The organism is Pseudomonas mucidolens, from assembly GCF_900106045.1.
Taxonomy (GTDB): domain Bacteria; phylum Pseudomonadota; class Gammaproteobacteria; order Pseudomonadales; family Pseudomonadaceae; genus Aquipseudomonas; species Aquipseudomonas mucidolens.
This window is the reverse complement of record NZ_LT629802.1, coordinates 3,151,527-3,165,654: the sequence shown is the minus strand read 5'-3', so window position 1 is coordinate 3,165,654 and position 14,128 is coordinate 3,151,527. Positions and strand designations below refer to the sequence as shown.

Below are 14,128 nucleotides of genomic sequence, written 5' to 3'. Positions count from 1 at the left end.
AAGAAAGTTGCACCTGCATCCTGTGTCAGGTAATTGGGTCGAACCTCGATGCCCACGGCGATGTCTGCACCCTATACCGTTGAATACTTCTCACCGTTAAAGGAGCCTCGCAGATGACCGAAGCCATGACCCTCAACCAGCGCATTGTTCTGGCCTCCCGTCCACAGGGCGCGCCCGTGCCGGAAAACTTTCGGCTCGAGCGCGTGGCCCTGCCAGACCTGGAAGAGGGCCAGGTCTTGCTCAAGACTTTATTCCTGTCCCTGGATCCCTACATGCGTGGTCGCATGAGCGACGCACCGTCTTACGCGGCACCAGTAGAAATCGATGAGGTGATGACGGGTGGCGCTGTCAGCCGTATTGAGCAGTCACGCAATCCGAAATTCGAAGTAGGCGATCTGGTGGTGGGTTCCACCGGCTGGCAGAGCCACAGCATTTGCGATGGACGCAACCTGATGCCGGTTCCCAAGGGGCTGCCCAGTCCGTCCATGGCCCTCGGTGTGTTGGGTATGCCTGGGATGACCGCGTATATGGGCCTGACGGATATTGGTCAGCCCAAGGCCGGCGAAACCCTGGTCGTGGCGGCGGCGTCTGGCGCTGTGGGGTCCGTGGTGGGGCAAGTGGCCAAACTCAGGGGCCTGCGTGTAGTGGGCGTGGCGGGTGGGGCTGAAAAGTGTCGCTACGTGCTGGATGAGCTGGGTTTTGATGCCTGCATCGATCACAAAACTGAGGATTTTGCCGAAGCCTTGGCCCAGGCGTGCCCCGAGGGCGTCGACATCTATTTCGAGAATGTCGGTGGCAAGGTCTTTGACGCCGTGTTGCCGCTGCTCAACCCCAAGGCGCGGGTTCCCTTGTGTGGCCTGATTGCGGGTTACAACGCCCATGAAGCACCCAGCGGTCCTGACCGGCTGCCGGCGCTGCAGCGCACGTTGCTGACCAAGCGCGCACGAATCCAGGGCTTTATCGTGTTCGATGATTACGGCGATCGTCAGCCAGAATTCCTCAGTGCCATGGCGCCGTGGGTGCGAGACGGCAAGATCAAGTTTCGCGAAGATGTGGTCGACGGCTTGGAGCAAGCCCCTGAAGCCTTTATCGGTTTGCTGGAGGGGCGCAACTTCGGCAAGTTGGTGGTGCGCATTTGACGCTAATCCGGGGCGCGGGTATAAACCGCGTCTCGTTGTTTTGTCGGACCTTGCCCTCATGAGCTTCAGCCCCCTGATTCGCCAACTGATCGATGCCTTGCGCACGTTGCCCGGCGTCGGCCAGAAAACCGCCCAGCGCATGGCGCTGCAACTGCTGGAGCGTGATCGCAGCGGTGGTTCACGCCTGGCCTTGGCCTTGAGTCAGGCCATGGAAGGCGTCGGGCATTGCCGTCAGTGTCGGACTCTCACCGAGGAAGAACTCTGCCCGCAATGCGCCGATCCGCGGCGTGATGACACGCTGCTGTGCGTAGTGGAAGGCCCGATGGATGTGTACGCGGTGGAACAGACCGGTTATCGCGGGCGCTACTTCGTGCTCAAGGGCCATCTGTCGCCGCTGGATGGCCTGGGCCCGGAAGCCATCGGAATTCCGCAACTGCTGACCCGCATTCAGGAACAGGGGACTTTTACCGAAGTCATCCTGGCCACCAACCCGACCGTGGAAGGGGAAGCCACCGCCCATTACATCGCCCAACTGCTGACCAATAAAGGCTTGATCACCTCGCGCATCGCCCACGGCGTGCCGCTGGGAGGAGAGTTGGAACTGGTCGATGGTGGCACCCTGGCGCACTCTTTCGCCGGTCGCAAGCCGATCGCCCTCTGAGCCCCTTCACCCCTGAGATTTGTACATCATTCACAGGTGCATAGACACTCCGTTGGAAGGCTGTCAGAAAAATCGCGCGCTTGAAAACCAAGCAAGCGCTTGGTAAGTTCGCTCCATCTGTGCATGGAGTTTGCCGATGTCAGCCTTCCAGGAATACTTCGATCCCAACCATCAGTTGATCCGCGACAGCGTGCGCCGCTTCGTCGAGCGCGAGATGTTGCCGGACATCGAGCGCTGGGAGGAGGCCGAAAGTTTCCCTCGCGAGTTGTACCTCAAGGCTGGCGCGGCGGGGATTCTCGGTATTGGCTATCCCGAGGCCTTGGGTGGCAGTCATGAAGGTGACCTGTTCGCCAAAGTGGCAGCCAGTGAAGAGCTGATGCGGTGTGGCTCTGGCGGCACAGTCGCCGGTCTGGGTTCGCTGGATATCGGCTTGCCACCTGTCGTCAAATGGGCGCGCCCCGAGGTGCGTGAACGGCTGGTGCCGCAAGTCCTGGCCGGCGAGAAGATCATGGCCCTGGCCGTTACCGAGCCGGGTGGTGGTTCGGATGTGGCCAACCTGCAAACCCGGGCGGTGCGCGACGCCGACTATTACCGGGTCAGTGGTAGCAAAACCTTTATCACCAGCGGTGTGCGTGCGGACTACTACACGGTCGCGGTGCGTACCGGCGGGGCGGGGTTTGCTGGCATCAGCCTGCTGTTGATAGAGAAGGGCACGCCCGGTTTCAGCGTTGGCCAGCCCTTGAAAAAGATGGGTTGGTGGGCCTCGGACACGGCCGAGTTGTTTTTCGACGATTGCCGTGTGCCTGCAGGTAATTTGATCGGTGTCGAGAACATGGGATTTGCCTGCATCATGGGCAACTTCCAGAATGAACGCCTGGCTTTGGCCGTAATGGCCAATATGACCGCGCAATTGGCATTGGAAGAGAGCCTGAAGTGGGCCGCCCAGCGTGAAGCCTTTGGCAAACCCATCGGCAAGTTCCAGGTGCTCAAGCATCGCCTGGCGGAGATGGCCACTGCTGTGGAGGTTTCCCGGGAATTCACCTATCGCCAGGCGGCGAAAATGGCCGCCGGCAAAAGTGTGATCAAGGAAATTTCCATGGCCAAGAACCTCGCCACCGACACCGCTGACCGTGTCACGTACGACGCGGTGCAGATTCTCGGCGGCCTGGGCTACATGCGTGGCGGCTTGGTGGAGCGACTGTACCGCGACAACCGGATTCTTTCGATTGGCGGTGGAACGCGCGAAGTGATGAATGAAATCATCAGCAAGCAGATGGGGCTGTAGCCAACCCGAGCATTGTAGGAGCGAGCTTGCTCGCGAAAAACGTCAACGATAACGCCTGTATTCAGGATAAACACGGCGCCTTCGAGTTCTTCGCGAGCAAGCTCGCTCCTACATCAATCGGCGTTGGCTTGACTGATCAGCAACTGTTTACTTGTCGGTCAGCGCAAATTGAGTCAAGCAGAATGTAGGAATGCCCATGTCTTCCAAGCGCTGTGAGCCGCCCAGCTCCGGCAGGTCGATAATCGCTGCCGCCTCGAAGATCTGTGCTCCCATGCGTCGCGCCAGGTTGGCGGCGGCGATCAGGGTGCCGCCGGTGGCGATCAGGTCATCGAACATCAGCACTGAGTCGCCTTCGCACAGGCTATCGGCGTGTACTTCCAGGAAGGCTTCACCGTATTCGGTCTGGTAGCCCTCGGCCAGCACGTCAGCCGGCAGCTTGCCTTGTTTGCGGAACAGAATCAGCGGCTTGTTCAACTGGTAGGCAATGATCGAACCGATCAAAAAGCCGCGGGCGTCCATCGCGCCGATATGGGTGAACTCGGCTTCAACGTAACGCTGGATAAACGTGTCAGCCACCAGTCGCAGTGCCCTGGGCGATTGAAACAGCGGCGTGATGTCACGGAAGATCACCCCAGGCTTGGGGAAATCGATGACGGGGCGAATCAGGGATTTGATGTCGAACGAATCGAAGATCATCGGCGCAAAGTCCTGGGAGGCAAAGACTTCGCAGTATACCTGCGGTCCGGCCGGTTGGCGCGGACGCAGGTGTCTGAATCAACCGTTGCGGTGTTAACCGTCGATGGAGCCGCCGGCCAATGCACACAGTTGGATCGGATCAAGGATATGCACTTCCTTGCCCTCGGCGGCGATCAGTTGGTTTTGCTGGAACCGCGTGAATACCCGCGACACGGTTTCCACCGCCAGGCCCAAGTAGTTGCCGATTTCGTTACGCGACATGCTCAGGCGGAACTGGTTGGCCGAGAAACCGCGAGCGCGAAAACGCGCCGAGAGGTTGACCAGGAATGTTGCGATCCGTTCGTCGGCGGTTTTTTTCGACAACAACAGCATCATCTGCTGGTCGTCACGGATCTCACGGCTCATGACCCGCATCAACTGCCGGCGCAATTGTGGCAATTGCACGGCCAGTTCATCGAGGCGTTCGAAAGGGATCTCACACACAGACGTGGTTTCCAGCGCCTGGGCCGACACCGGATGAATCTCGTTATCCATGCCAGACAGGCCGACCAGTTCGCTGGGCAGGTGGAAGCCAGTGATCTGTTCTTCACCGCCATCACTCAGGCTGAACGTCTTCAAGGCGCCTGAGCGCACAGCGTAGACGGAGTCGAAGGTGTCGCCCTGACGAAACAGAAACTCACCCTTTTTCAGAGGGCGACCGCGCTTTACGATTTCGTCCAAAGCGTCCATGTCTTCCAAATTCAGCGAAAGTGGTAAACAGAGGGGCGCCAGACTGCAATCCTTGCAGTGAGCCTGATTGTGCACGCGCAGTTTGACTGGCTCGGACATTTTTTAAATCCTTGTGGGAAATCACACATAAGACGTAAGGGTACCGCACTGGGTGACTAACAGGCCAGCTTCTGCAACAAACCGCCAACGGGTATAAAGGTTCGTTGAAGGCGGCCGATGTATTGCTATAGACCTAGAGCCCGGAGCCTCGAAACATGCTTTCCATCGGTACCCATCTCCCGTCTCGCACGACGGTCCCTGCCTTGCTCGAACCGAAAAAAGACACCTCCAGGGACGAACTGGCCGAGACGACCGCGCTCCCCGAAACCAAAGCCGTGGAAGGCGTGACCGTGACCTTTTCCGGCGCCTCGTTGAAGGCGGCAGGTGCCGAGAAAGCGGCCAACAGCGATATTGAAGACAGCGGGCTGTCCGATAATGTGCAGAAACTGTTGAAGATGATTCGTCAGTTGAAGCAACAGATCGCCGAAAAGATGGCTGAGATGGCTGCTGTCATGGCCGACAAGCGTCTGAGCCCGGAACAGGCGCAGGCCAAAGTGGCCAGCCTGCAATCGGCATTGGGCGGGTTGCAGGCGGGTCTGGCGACAGCCTATGCGTCTCTGACCGAGGCGATGAAAAACCTGAGTGCTGAAGACGCGCTCAAGGCGGCCTCGTTGATGGCGAAGTAAGCCGAGTCAAATCACCGGTGAAAGTCGTTGCCTGTCCTGCTGATCCAAATAGGCATTGAACACCCCGCATACCGAGCGCACCAAAAGGCGTCCGGCGGGCAGTACACGCAGCCTTTCAGCATTGAGTTCGATCAGGCCGTCGTCGGCCATCATCTGCAGCCGAGGCCAGACGCTGGCGAAATAGCCACGAAAATCAATATTGAAAGCCTGTTCGATGGTCTTGAATTCCACGCCGAACTGACAGATCAACTGCTGAATCACGGCGCGTCGCAAGCGGTCGTCGGTCGTGCACAGCAGGCCGCGACTGGTCGCCAACTGCGTCCCGGCCAAGGCGCTTTGGTAGTGGTTCAGGTCGCTGCTGTTCTGGCAGTATAAATCGCCAATCTGGCTGATGGCCGATACGCCGAGTCCGATCAGGTCGCAGTGACCGTGGGTGGTGTAGCCCTGGAAGTTGCGCTGTAAAGTGGACTCTTCCTGGGCGATGGCCAACTCGTCGTCAGGCAGGGCGAAATGGTCCAAGCCGATGTAGTTGTAACCGGCAACGGTGAGCTGTTCGAGGGTGTTTTGCAGCATCGACAGTTTATCGGCGGGCGCCGGCAACTCGTCACTGTTGATCCGCCGCTGGGGCATGAAGCGCTCCGGCAGGTGGGCATAATTGAACACCGCCAGGCGATCAGGTTGCAGGCTGATGACCTCGTCCAGGGTTCGGGCGAAGTGTTCCGGCGTCTGTTTGGGCAGGCCATAGATCAGGTCGATGTTGATCGAGCGAAACTGCAGGGTCCGTGCGGCGTCAACCACGGCGCGGGTTTCTTCCAGGCTTTGCAGGCGATTGACCGCCCGCTGCACCTCGGGATTCAGGTCCTGCACGCCGATGCTCACACGATTGAAGCCCAGTTCGCGCAACAGACCCATGGTGGCCCAGTCAGCTTCCCGCGGGTCGATCTCGATGCCATAGTCGCCGGAGTCGTCGTCCAGCAGGGTGAAGTGCTGACGTAACTGGGCCATTAACTGACGCAGTTCGTCGTGACTGAGAAAGGTTGGTGTGCCACCCCCCAAATGCAACTGCTCGACCTGCTGTCCGGGGTCCAGGTGACAGCCCAGCAATTGGATTTCCTGCTCCAGGCGTTGTAGATAAGCCTGGGCGCGGCCCCGGTCCTTGGTGATGACTTTGTTACAGGCGCAGTAGTAGCAAATGTTGGCGCAAAACGGCACATGCACATACAGCGACAACGGACGGACGGCCCTGCGGCTGTCACGCAGGGCGTGGAGCAGGTCGAAGGTGCCGACCTGGCTGGTGAACTGGGCAGCAGTGGGGTACGAGGTATAGCGCGGTCCCGCCAGGTGGTAGCGATGAATCAGATCGGTGTCCCAACGAATGGCGTCGAGCATGCGGGCGTTCCCCGGGTAGGCTAGTGGCCCGAGTCTAGGGGCTTGGTTGCGCAATCATGTTGATTTGCATCAACGAGGGGCGGCGCTATGCCACATGGCCTTTTAATGCCCCATCAGCCAGTGCTGGTGTGGCCCGGGCAGTGTCCAGACGCCGAATAAAATCACCAGCAGGCCGCCGGTCATGCGTACGCTGCGCTTGCGCAGCAGGGCCGTCATGCGCTCGGCGGCCAAGCCGGTGGCCAGCAACACCGGCCAGGTGCCGAAGCCGAAAGCCAGCATCAGCAGCCCACTGTCCAGCGCGTTGCCCTGGCTGGCGGCCCATAACAGCGTGCTGTAGACCAAGCCGCACGGCAGCCAGCCCCAGAGCGCCCCCAGCAGCAAGGCGCGGGGCAGGCTGGAGACTGGCAGCAAACGATTGGCCACGGGTTGGATATGGCGCCACAGGCCGCGACCGAGGCTCTCGATGCGCGTCAGGCCGCTCCACCAACCCGCGAGGTACAAGCCCATGGTGATCAACAGCAGCCCGGCAAGCACGCGCATGAACATCGCCGCCGGGCTGTTGGCGACTGCCCAGCCCGCCAGTCCGAGTAGCACGCCCGCGCTGGCGTAGCTGAGGATGCGTCCCAGGTTGTAGGCCAGCAGCAGGCGAAAGCGCCGGCTGCGCTGCTCCTTGGGAATCGCCAGGGTCAGCGCGCCCATCAAGCCGCCGCACATGCCCAGGCAATGACCACCGCCCAGCAGCCCGAGGATCAGCGCTGAAACCAGCAGCGGCGCCAACTCAAGCATGCGGAGGCGTCGGTTCGTCAGGCTTGGCGGGGGCTTGCGCAGCCTGGCTGGCTTCGTCGACGGCAGCCAGATGCTTGGGGTCCTGGTCGTCGAACAGCACGCTGTGGGCCGGGCCGTCGAGGTCATCGTACTGGCCGCTGTCCACGGCCCAGAAGAAGATGTAGATGGCGATCGCGACAATCAACAGCGCCGCGGGAATCATTACGTAAAGAGCTGGCATCGCTACTCCATGTCCGCCGGATTCAAGCTGGCAGCGGACGGGTGACGGGGGTGGCGCTGGCTGCGGGCGTGCTCGGCAGGCGAGTCAGGCGCAGGGCATTGAGCACCACGGTCAACGAACTGAGTGACATGCCGATCGCCGCCCAGATTGGCGTGATCCAACCCAGGGCGGCAAACGGTAACATAAGGGCATTGTACAGCCCTGCCCACAGCAGGTTTTCAATGATCACGCGACGGGTACGCCGCGCCAGGCTGAAGGCTTGTACCAGCGCATCGAGGCGGTTGGACAGCAACACCGCATCGGCGCTGGTCTTTGCCAGATCGGTGGCCGATCCCATCGCCACGCTGATATCGGCGGCTGCCAGCACTGGCACATCGTTGACGCCGTCGCCGAGCATCAAGACCTTGCGGCCTTCCTTGTGCAGTTGTTGCAGTCTGCGCAGCTTGTCGTCGGGGCGCAGGCCGCCGTGGGCTTCGTCGATGCCCAGTTCGGCCGCCACGCTGGCGACCATCGGTGAACTGTCTCCCGACAGCAGCAGTGTCCGCCAGCCGCGCGCCTTGCAGGCGGCGAGTAGCGCCGGCGCATCACTGCGCAGGCGATCATCGAGGACAAACCAGGCCAGGGCGCCGCGGCTGTCGCCCAGCAGCAGCCATTGGCCGGCTTCCGTCGGTGCGGACGGCATGGTGCAACCGCTCAATTCACAGACAAACCCCGGTTGGCCAATGCGCAAGCGTTGTGCCCCGACCCGGCCTTCAAGCCCCAGGCCCGGCGTGCTGAGCACTTCGTCGGCCGCCAGCGGGGCACGCCCGAAAGCCCGCGCAATCGGATGTTCGGAGCGGTTTTCGAGGGCGGCGGCCAGCGCCAGGCATTGGTCACTGTCCAGCGCTCCCAGCGGCCGGATGGCACGCAAGGCCAGGCGACCTTCGGTGAGGGTGCCGGTCTTGTCGAAAATCACCGTGTCGATCTGGTTCAGGCCTTCCAGCACATGTCCGCGGGTCAACAGCAGGCCGAGTTTGTGCAGGGTGCCGGTGGCGGCGGTCAGTGCGGTCGGGGTGGCCAGGGATAGGGCGCAAGGGCAGGTTGCGACCAGCATAGCCAAGACAATCCAGAAGGCCCGCGACGGGTCCAGCTCCCACCACAGCAGGCCGATCACGGCGGCGGCAATCAGCGAGCACAACAGGAACCATTGAGCCGCACGATCGGCAATCTCGGCCAGACGTGGCTTTTCCGCCTGGGCGCGTTCCAGCAGACGCACGATGGCCGACAGGCGCGTGTCGTGGCCCAGGGCGCGAACCTCCACGGTCAGCGCGCCTTCGACGTTGAGGGTGCCGGCAGTGACCGTGTCGCCCGCTTCTCGCGGTTGCGGCAGGTACTCGCCGGTGAGCAGCGATTCGTCGATGCTCGATTGGCCGTCGAGAATCACTCCGTCGGCGGGCAGGATTGCGCCTGGATGCACCAGTACGCGGTCGCCCAGGGCCAGTTCGCGGAGCAGAATACGCTCGCTCTGGCCGTCGGCATGCAGGCGCAGGCACGAGGCGGGCAGCACGTTGACCAATTGCGCGGTGGCCGCGGCGGTACGTTCCCGCGCCCGACGTTCCAGATAACGTCCGGCCAGCAGGAACAGGGCGAACATGCCGACTGCATCGAAATACAGTTCACCGACGCCGGTGATGGCGGTCCAGATACCGGCCAGATACGCGCCGCCGATGGCCAGGGAGACTGAGACGTCCATGGTCAAGTGACGGGTACGCAGGTCACGCATGGCGCCTTTGAAAAACGGCGCACAGCTGTAGAACACAATCGGCGTGGTGAGAAACAGCGCGACCCAGCGCAGGATCACATGCAGCTCGGGGCTGAGGTCGATATTGAATTGCGGCCAGGTGGCCATGGTCGCCATCATCGCCTGGAACCACAGTAACCCGGCGACGCCCAGTTGGCGCAAGGCCCGGCGGTTTTCCTCGGCCAATTGCTCGGCAGCGCGATCGGCTTGATAGGGATGCGCGGCATAGCCGATATCACGCAGTTCGCCGAGGAGTTGGCTCAAGGGTAGTTGTGTGTCGTTCCAACTGACGTGCAGGCGATGGTTTGATAGGTTCAGGCGTGCCTCGCCCACCGCGGGCAGCCTGCGCAGGTGTTTTTCGATCAGCCAGCCACAGGCTGCGCAACTGATTCCTTCCATCAACAGCGTGGCTTCGGCTTGATCGCCCGCGTGCCGCACAAAGGGTTTTTGCACATCGGCACGGTCGTACAGCGCCAATTCGTCTACCAGCTGCACCGGCAGGGCGCCGGGGTTGGCCGAAGCTTCGCTGCGATGTTGGTAATAACTCTCCAGGCCCCCTGCGACAATCGCCTCGGCCACCGCCTGGCAACCGGGGCAGCAAAGTTCACGTGGCTGGCCGAGGATCACGGCGGTGAACCGGCTGCCGGGTGGGACGGGGAGGGCGCAGTGGTAGCAGGCGGTTGGGCTGGTCATGAGCGCGATCTGAGTGAGCGAGGAGGGCTGTTTTGAATCTCACCGAGCAAGCGAAAATCATACATCCCGTAGATACCGTCTTGAATCTTGTCGAGTAAGCGCAAATCTCGAGCCATAAGTTATCCCGTAGCAGCTGTCGAGCCTTGGCGAGGCTCGACAGCTGCTACGGATGATACTCATCGAGGCGCTCAGTTTTTCAGGTCTTCCGCGCCCTGCAAAGGCTCATCGCCGAGCATCAGGTCCTTGCCGTGGTTGACTTCTTCTTCCTCGAACATGCGCCAGACCTTGTCGTCCTGTACGCCCAGCAGTTCAACAAAACGACGACCTTCAACCTTGTCGCCCAGTTGACCGATATAGCGGCCCGGTTCGCTTTCGCTGCGGGCCAGGATGACCTTGCGGTCCTTCTCGGGCTGGGTCGGAGAAATCAGGTTCAGCTCCAGGGTGGCCGGCAGGCTGTTGCCGCTCAAGCGCAGCTCAACCTCACCGGTTACTTCATCAAGGTGCATCGTGGCGCGCATCTGCAGGGTCTGGGCCAGCAGCTCGCGGTCGAGGGAGCGGTTGATACCTTTGCCGGCCTCGTAGTAGTTGTCGTTGACCAGGTTGTCCGGGTTGTTCACCGCGATGGTCACCATGGATAAGGTCAAGGTCACCGAGCACGCCAGGATGCCGATGATGATCCAGGGCCAGAGGTGCTTGTACCAGGGGCTGACGGCAGTGGCTACGGGCATTGTTCTGTTCTCGCTCAACGATTTTGTGGGCCGATGAACCGGCTCTTGGCTTCAACGTGGATGCTTTCATCGTCAGCATCCTTGAGGATGAACTTCACCTCGTTGGTGGTCGATGGCATTTGTTCCGGGGCGCTCGAGAGTTCTACCGGCATGCTGAAAATCTCCCCGGCGGCGACCTTGATCTCGCGCCGACCTTGTAGCTTGAGGTCCGGCAGGCCCGTGGCGTCCAGAATGTAGGTGTGGTCGTGCTGGTCCTTGTTCATGATTTTCAGGCTGTAGACATTCTCGATCCGCCCTTCGGCGTTTTCGCGGAACAGTACCCGGTCCTTGCTGACATCGAAACCTACCAGCGAGCGCATGAAGAACGCAGTGGCCAGCAAGCTCATCATCGCCAGCAACACCAGCGCATAGCCGATCAGGCGCGGGCGCAGCTTGTGGGTCTTTTGCCCGGACAGGTTGTGCTCGGTGGTGTAGCTGATCAGCCCGCGAGGATAGTCCATCTTGTCCATGATGGTGTCGCAGGCGTCGATGCAGGCAGCGCAGCCAATGCACTCGATCTGCAAACCGTCGCGGATGTCGATCCCGGTGGGGCAGACCTGGACGCACATGGTGCAGTCGATGCAATCCCCCAGGCCCTGGGCCTTGTAGTCGACGCCCTTTTTACGCGGGCCACGGGCTTCGCCACGGCGCGGGTCGTAGGAGACGATCAGGGTGTCCTTGTCGAACATCACGCTCTGGAAGCGCGCATAAGGGCACATGTAGATGCACACTTGCTCGCGCAGCCAGCCGGCGTTGCCGTAAGTGGCAAGCGTGAAAAAACCGACCCAGAAATACGACCAGCCATCGGCTTGACCAGTGAAAAAGTCGAACACCAGCTCACGGATCGGTGAGAAGTAGCCGACGAAGGTCATGCCGGTGACAAAGCCGATCAGCAGCCACAGCGTATGTTTGCTGAGCTTGCGCAGAAACTTGTTGGCGCTCATCGGCGCCTTATCCAGCTTGATGCGTTGGTTGCGGTCGCCTTCGGTGACCTTTTCGCACCACATGTAGATCCAAGTCCACACGCTCTGCGGGCAGGTATAACCGCACCAGATGCGGCCGGCATACACAGTGATAAAGAACAGGCCAAACGCCGACACAATCAGAATGCCCGACAGCAGGATGAAGTCCTGTGGCCAGAATGTCGCACCGAAGATGAAGAATTTACGTTCTGGCAGGTTCCACCAGACGGCCTGGTGGCCGCCCCAGTTCAGCCATACCGTACCGAAGTACAGCAAGAACAGCCCGGCACCGCCGAGCATCCGCAGATTGCGGAACAGGCCAGTGAAGGCACGGGTGTAGATTTTCTCCCGCGAGGCATACAGGTCGACGCTTTTGTTCGCGTCCTTGGCAGGCGGGGTAACGTCATGTACCGGAATCTGGTTGCTCATCAATTGCATCCCACGGCAGTGGAAAAGTGCCGAGGCCAGTACGTGCCGACCACGGTCAGAAAGGGTATTGCAGTGGCGCAATGATACGCCTGTAGGTCTGGCTCAGGGGTGCGACCTTTGGTCGCGTTGGGAGGAGAAGCAGAATGGTGTAGCGGATGTAACAAGTCATGACCCAGATCAATTGACTATAGACATTGCATGGCGTTGACGGGGATGGAACGGGCGTATAGCTCTGCTTTGTCTTGCCGACATGCCTGAGGCGCGAGTCTTGGCGTCCTCTCGGTGGTGAGCCCCACACCCGGTACGTCGCTTGCCAGACATTATGCTCGTCTATGTCGGTGAGTTGTTCCGGCAGGCCATTGAGGTCGTTGTGGTAGTCGTGGATTTTTTTGCAGCGTGCTATTTTAATATCAATGAATAGATAGCTCCTCGGTTTTAATTTGAAGTTGGTATGAATTTTGAGTTGTTTCCGTTGATAGTTGTTTTCATTCTGGCTCAGAAAGCATATACCCAAAGTTCCTCGAATATAAAATCGAGTGCCAAGCTGTCGGTTAGAGACTCAAAGTCATCATGTTCCTCAGGCAGCGAAAGACCAATGCCACTGACTTTATCTGTTTGCACGAAGCCAGACCATGCTGTTTGCTCTTTAGAGTGTTTAAGTACTTCTGCTACGCTCATGCCGGCCCATAATTTATTTTGGTAGTTTCCGGTGAACGTTTGGTTGCAGGAAACTGCTGTGATAATTCCATCTGCGTCATGGTACGCCCTGATAAAGCCATCATGGGCGTTGGCGGCGTTTCAGCATAGTAGGGGACGGATCACATAAGGTTGGCGGACCGGAACGACAGGAACCGCATCCCTGCAGGGATCCTTTCGAATATCGGGTCGCCATGTCCGTTCGATGAGTGTGCCCCCTCGCCGTAGAAGCTTGGGTGCTACCGTGTTCGGGTTAGGCTGCTGTTATTGCGGTGTATTAATCCAAGAAGAAAAGTCGGATATGTAAATTTCATCCAGAGTTATCATCGGCGGTATATTTTCGATGTTGTCGGCTATCTCATCATAAGGCGCGGGTAAGACATAGCAGAGGCCGAAATCCTCATTGAGGATTAAAGCTCCATTAAAGATGCGCTGGCGTTCTGTAAGCTTCTTTATCTGGCTAAAAGGCATTCCTGTGGAAAGCATGTTTTTGTAAAGGCCTTTGTAGTGCGCGTTACAACCTATTGAAAATATTGTTCCGTCAGGTAGGGTAGAAATAGTGAGTGTGCGATCCACTACATACGCTGTTCTTGTTTCGCCGTCAGGGAGGTTATAGGTTTTTATCTCGATTTTATGGTTCTCATAAAGGTCGTTGATATAGCTTGAGATGTTGTCTTGCAATAAAACGTTCGCAATTGAGTGCTTGGATTTTATGTCGGCTGCGAAGTAAATCATTTGGGCGTCTCCGCTCAGCAGTGTCCAAGTTGTGTGGGCTAGGTAGTCTTTATTGTTCTGTTGTGTACACATAGATTGCATCTTCTGAAATGTATATTACCTCTCTGTCGGGTTGTGCTCTCACTGGAGAGATTAATAGCTCGCGCAAATCGCCTGAAGTGATAGCGTCATCAAGAAAACTCAAAATATCATTTTTTTTTGCCTTGCATAGTTCACCGTTGAAGATTATTTTTTTACCTCGACGAGTATGGAGTTTGTGTGCTATGTAATAACAATCCGAAGTCATGTGGGGCTTCAGGTCTTCGAGTGAATCGAGTGCTTGATCGAAATTGCCTGAAATTGTTGGTTGTAACATAAACGAATAGATGGTTTCTCTGTTTTCATTCGGACTTAATTCAATTTTTTTCAGTTTTTCTAATCGATAGTTATTTTTCAT

15 protein-coding genes and 1 pseudogene are annotated in these 14,128 nt (G+C 58.8%); 4 read left to right on the top strand and 12 right to left on the bottom strand.

Annotation, left to right across the window (positions count from 1 at the left end; translation table 11 throughout):
• Positions 1-113 precede the first annotated feature (113 nt).
• The 3 genes from BLU75_RS14575 to BLU75_RS14565 all read left to right on the top strand — a co-directional run bounded on the left by BLU75_RS14575 (position 114) and on the right by BLU75_RS14565 (position 3,085).
• Positions 114-1,139, top strand: a complete 1,026-nt coding sequence (locus BLU75_RS14575; protein WP_084378857.1) for an NADP-dependent oxidoreductase — start codon at positions 114-116, stop codon at positions 1,137-1,139.
• A gap of 58 nt (positions 1,140-1,197) precedes the next feature.
• Positions 1,198-1,800, top strand: a complete 603-nt coding sequence (gene recR, locus BLU75_RS14570) for a recombination mediator RecR (protein WP_084378856.1) — start codon at positions 1,198-1,200, stop codon at positions 1,798-1,800.
• 136 nt (positions 1,801-1,936) lie between these two features.
• A complete protein-coding gene (locus tag BLU75_RS14565) occupies positions 1,937-3,085 on the top strand; it encodes an acyl-CoA dehydrogenase family protein (protein WP_084378855.1) in 1,149 nt (382 codons plus the stop codon).
• 147 nt (positions 3,086-3,232) lie between these two features.
• On the opposite strand, the gene BLU75_RS14560 is transcribed toward BLU75_RS14565, so the two are convergent.
• A complete protein-coding gene (locus BLU75_RS14560) occupies positions 3,233-3,781 on the bottom strand; it encodes an adenine phosphoribosyltransferase (RefSeq protein WP_084378854.1) in 549 nt (182 codons plus the stop codon).
• Between the two features lie 93 nt (positions 3,782-3,874).
• The gene (fnr, locus tag BLU75_RS14555) at positions 3,875-4,609 is read right to left on the bottom strand and encodes a fumarate/nitrate reduction transcriptional regulator Fnr (RefSeq protein ID WP_084378853.1); all 735 of its coding nucleotides are present in this window, start codon (positions 4,607-4,609) and stop codon (positions 3,875-3,877) included.
• 155 nt (positions 4,610-4,764) lie between these two features.
• On the opposite strand from fnr, the gene BLU75_RS14550 reads away from it, so the two are divergent.
• Positions 4,765-5,235 (top strand): hypothetical protein, encoded by a 471-nt coding sequence (locus BLU75_RS14550; protein WP_084378989.1) that lies wholly within the window; start codon positions 4,765-4,767, stop codon positions 5,233-5,235.
• Positions 5,236-5,241: 6 nt separating this feature from the next.
• On the opposite strand, the gene hemN is transcribed toward BLU75_RS14550, so the two are convergent.
• The 10 genes and pseudogenes from hemN to BLU75_RS14505 all read right to left on the bottom strand — a co-directional run bounded on the left by hemN (position 5,242) and on the right by BLU75_RS14505 (position 14,128).
• Positions 5,242-6,624, bottom strand: a complete 1,383-nt coding sequence (gene hemN / locus BLU75_RS14545) for an oxygen-independent coproporphyrinogen III oxidase (protein WP_090221488.1) — start codon at positions 6,622-6,624, stop codon at positions 5,242-5,244.
• A 102-nt stretch (positions 6,625-6,726) separates the two neighbouring features.
• Positions 6,727-7,410 carry a sulfite exporter TauE/SafE family protein gene (locus BLU75_RS14540; RefSeq protein WP_084378852.1) on the bottom strand — a complete coding sequence of 228 codons (684 nt, stop codon included), beginning with the start codon at positions 7,408-7,410 and terminating at the stop codon, positions 6,727-6,729.
• A complete protein-coding gene (gene ccoS, locus BLU75_RS14535) occupies positions 7,403-7,630 on the bottom strand; it encodes a cbb3-type cytochrome oxidase assembly protein CcoS (RefSeq protein WP_084378851.1) in 228 nt (75 codons plus the stop codon). Before ccoS ends, BLU75_RS14540 begins: the two co-directional genes overlap by 8 nt.
• A gap of 22 nt (positions 7,631-7,652) precedes the next feature.
• Positions 7,653-10,103, bottom strand: coding sequence for a heavy metal translocating P-type ATPase (locus BLU75_RS14530; protein ID WP_084378850.1), 2,451 nt, complete (start codon positions 10,101-10,103; stop codon positions 7,653-7,655).
• A 188-nt stretch (positions 10,104-10,291) separates the two neighbouring features.
• Positions 10,292-10,831: a FixH family protein gene (locus BLU75_RS14525; RefSeq protein ID WP_084378849.1), complete on the bottom strand. Its 540-nt coding sequence runs from the start codon at positions 10,829-10,831 to the stop codon at positions 10,292-10,294.
• A gap of 14 nt (positions 10,832-10,845) precedes the next feature.
• Positions 10,846-12,261: a cytochrome c oxidase accessory protein CcoG gene (ccoG, locus tag BLU75_RS14520; RefSeq protein ID WP_084378848.1), complete on the bottom strand. Its 1,416-nt coding sequence runs from the start codon at positions 12,259-12,261 to the stop codon at positions 10,846-10,848.
• A gap of 286 nt (positions 12,262-12,547) precedes the next feature.
• Positions 12,548-12,652, bottom strand: a pseudogene (locus tag BLU75_RS28305) (RHS domain-containing protein); the annotation flags it as partial.
• 104 nt (positions 12,653-12,756) lie between these two features.
• Positions 12,757-12,939, bottom strand: coding sequence for a hypothetical protein (locus BLU75_RS27495; RefSeq protein ID WP_130909374.1), 183 nt, complete (start codon positions 12,937-12,939; stop codon positions 12,757-12,759).
• Positions 12,940-13,221: 282 nt separating this feature from the next.
• A complete protein-coding gene (locus BLU75_RS14510) occupies positions 13,222-13,692 on the bottom strand; it encodes a hypothetical protein (RefSeq protein WP_084378846.1) in 471 nt (156 codons plus the stop codon).
• A 49-nt stretch (positions 13,693-13,741) separates the two neighbouring features.
• A complete protein-coding gene (locus BLU75_RS14505; RefSeq protein WP_084378988.1) occupies positions 13,742-14,128 on the bottom strand; it encodes a hypothetical protein in 387 nt (128 codons plus the stop codon).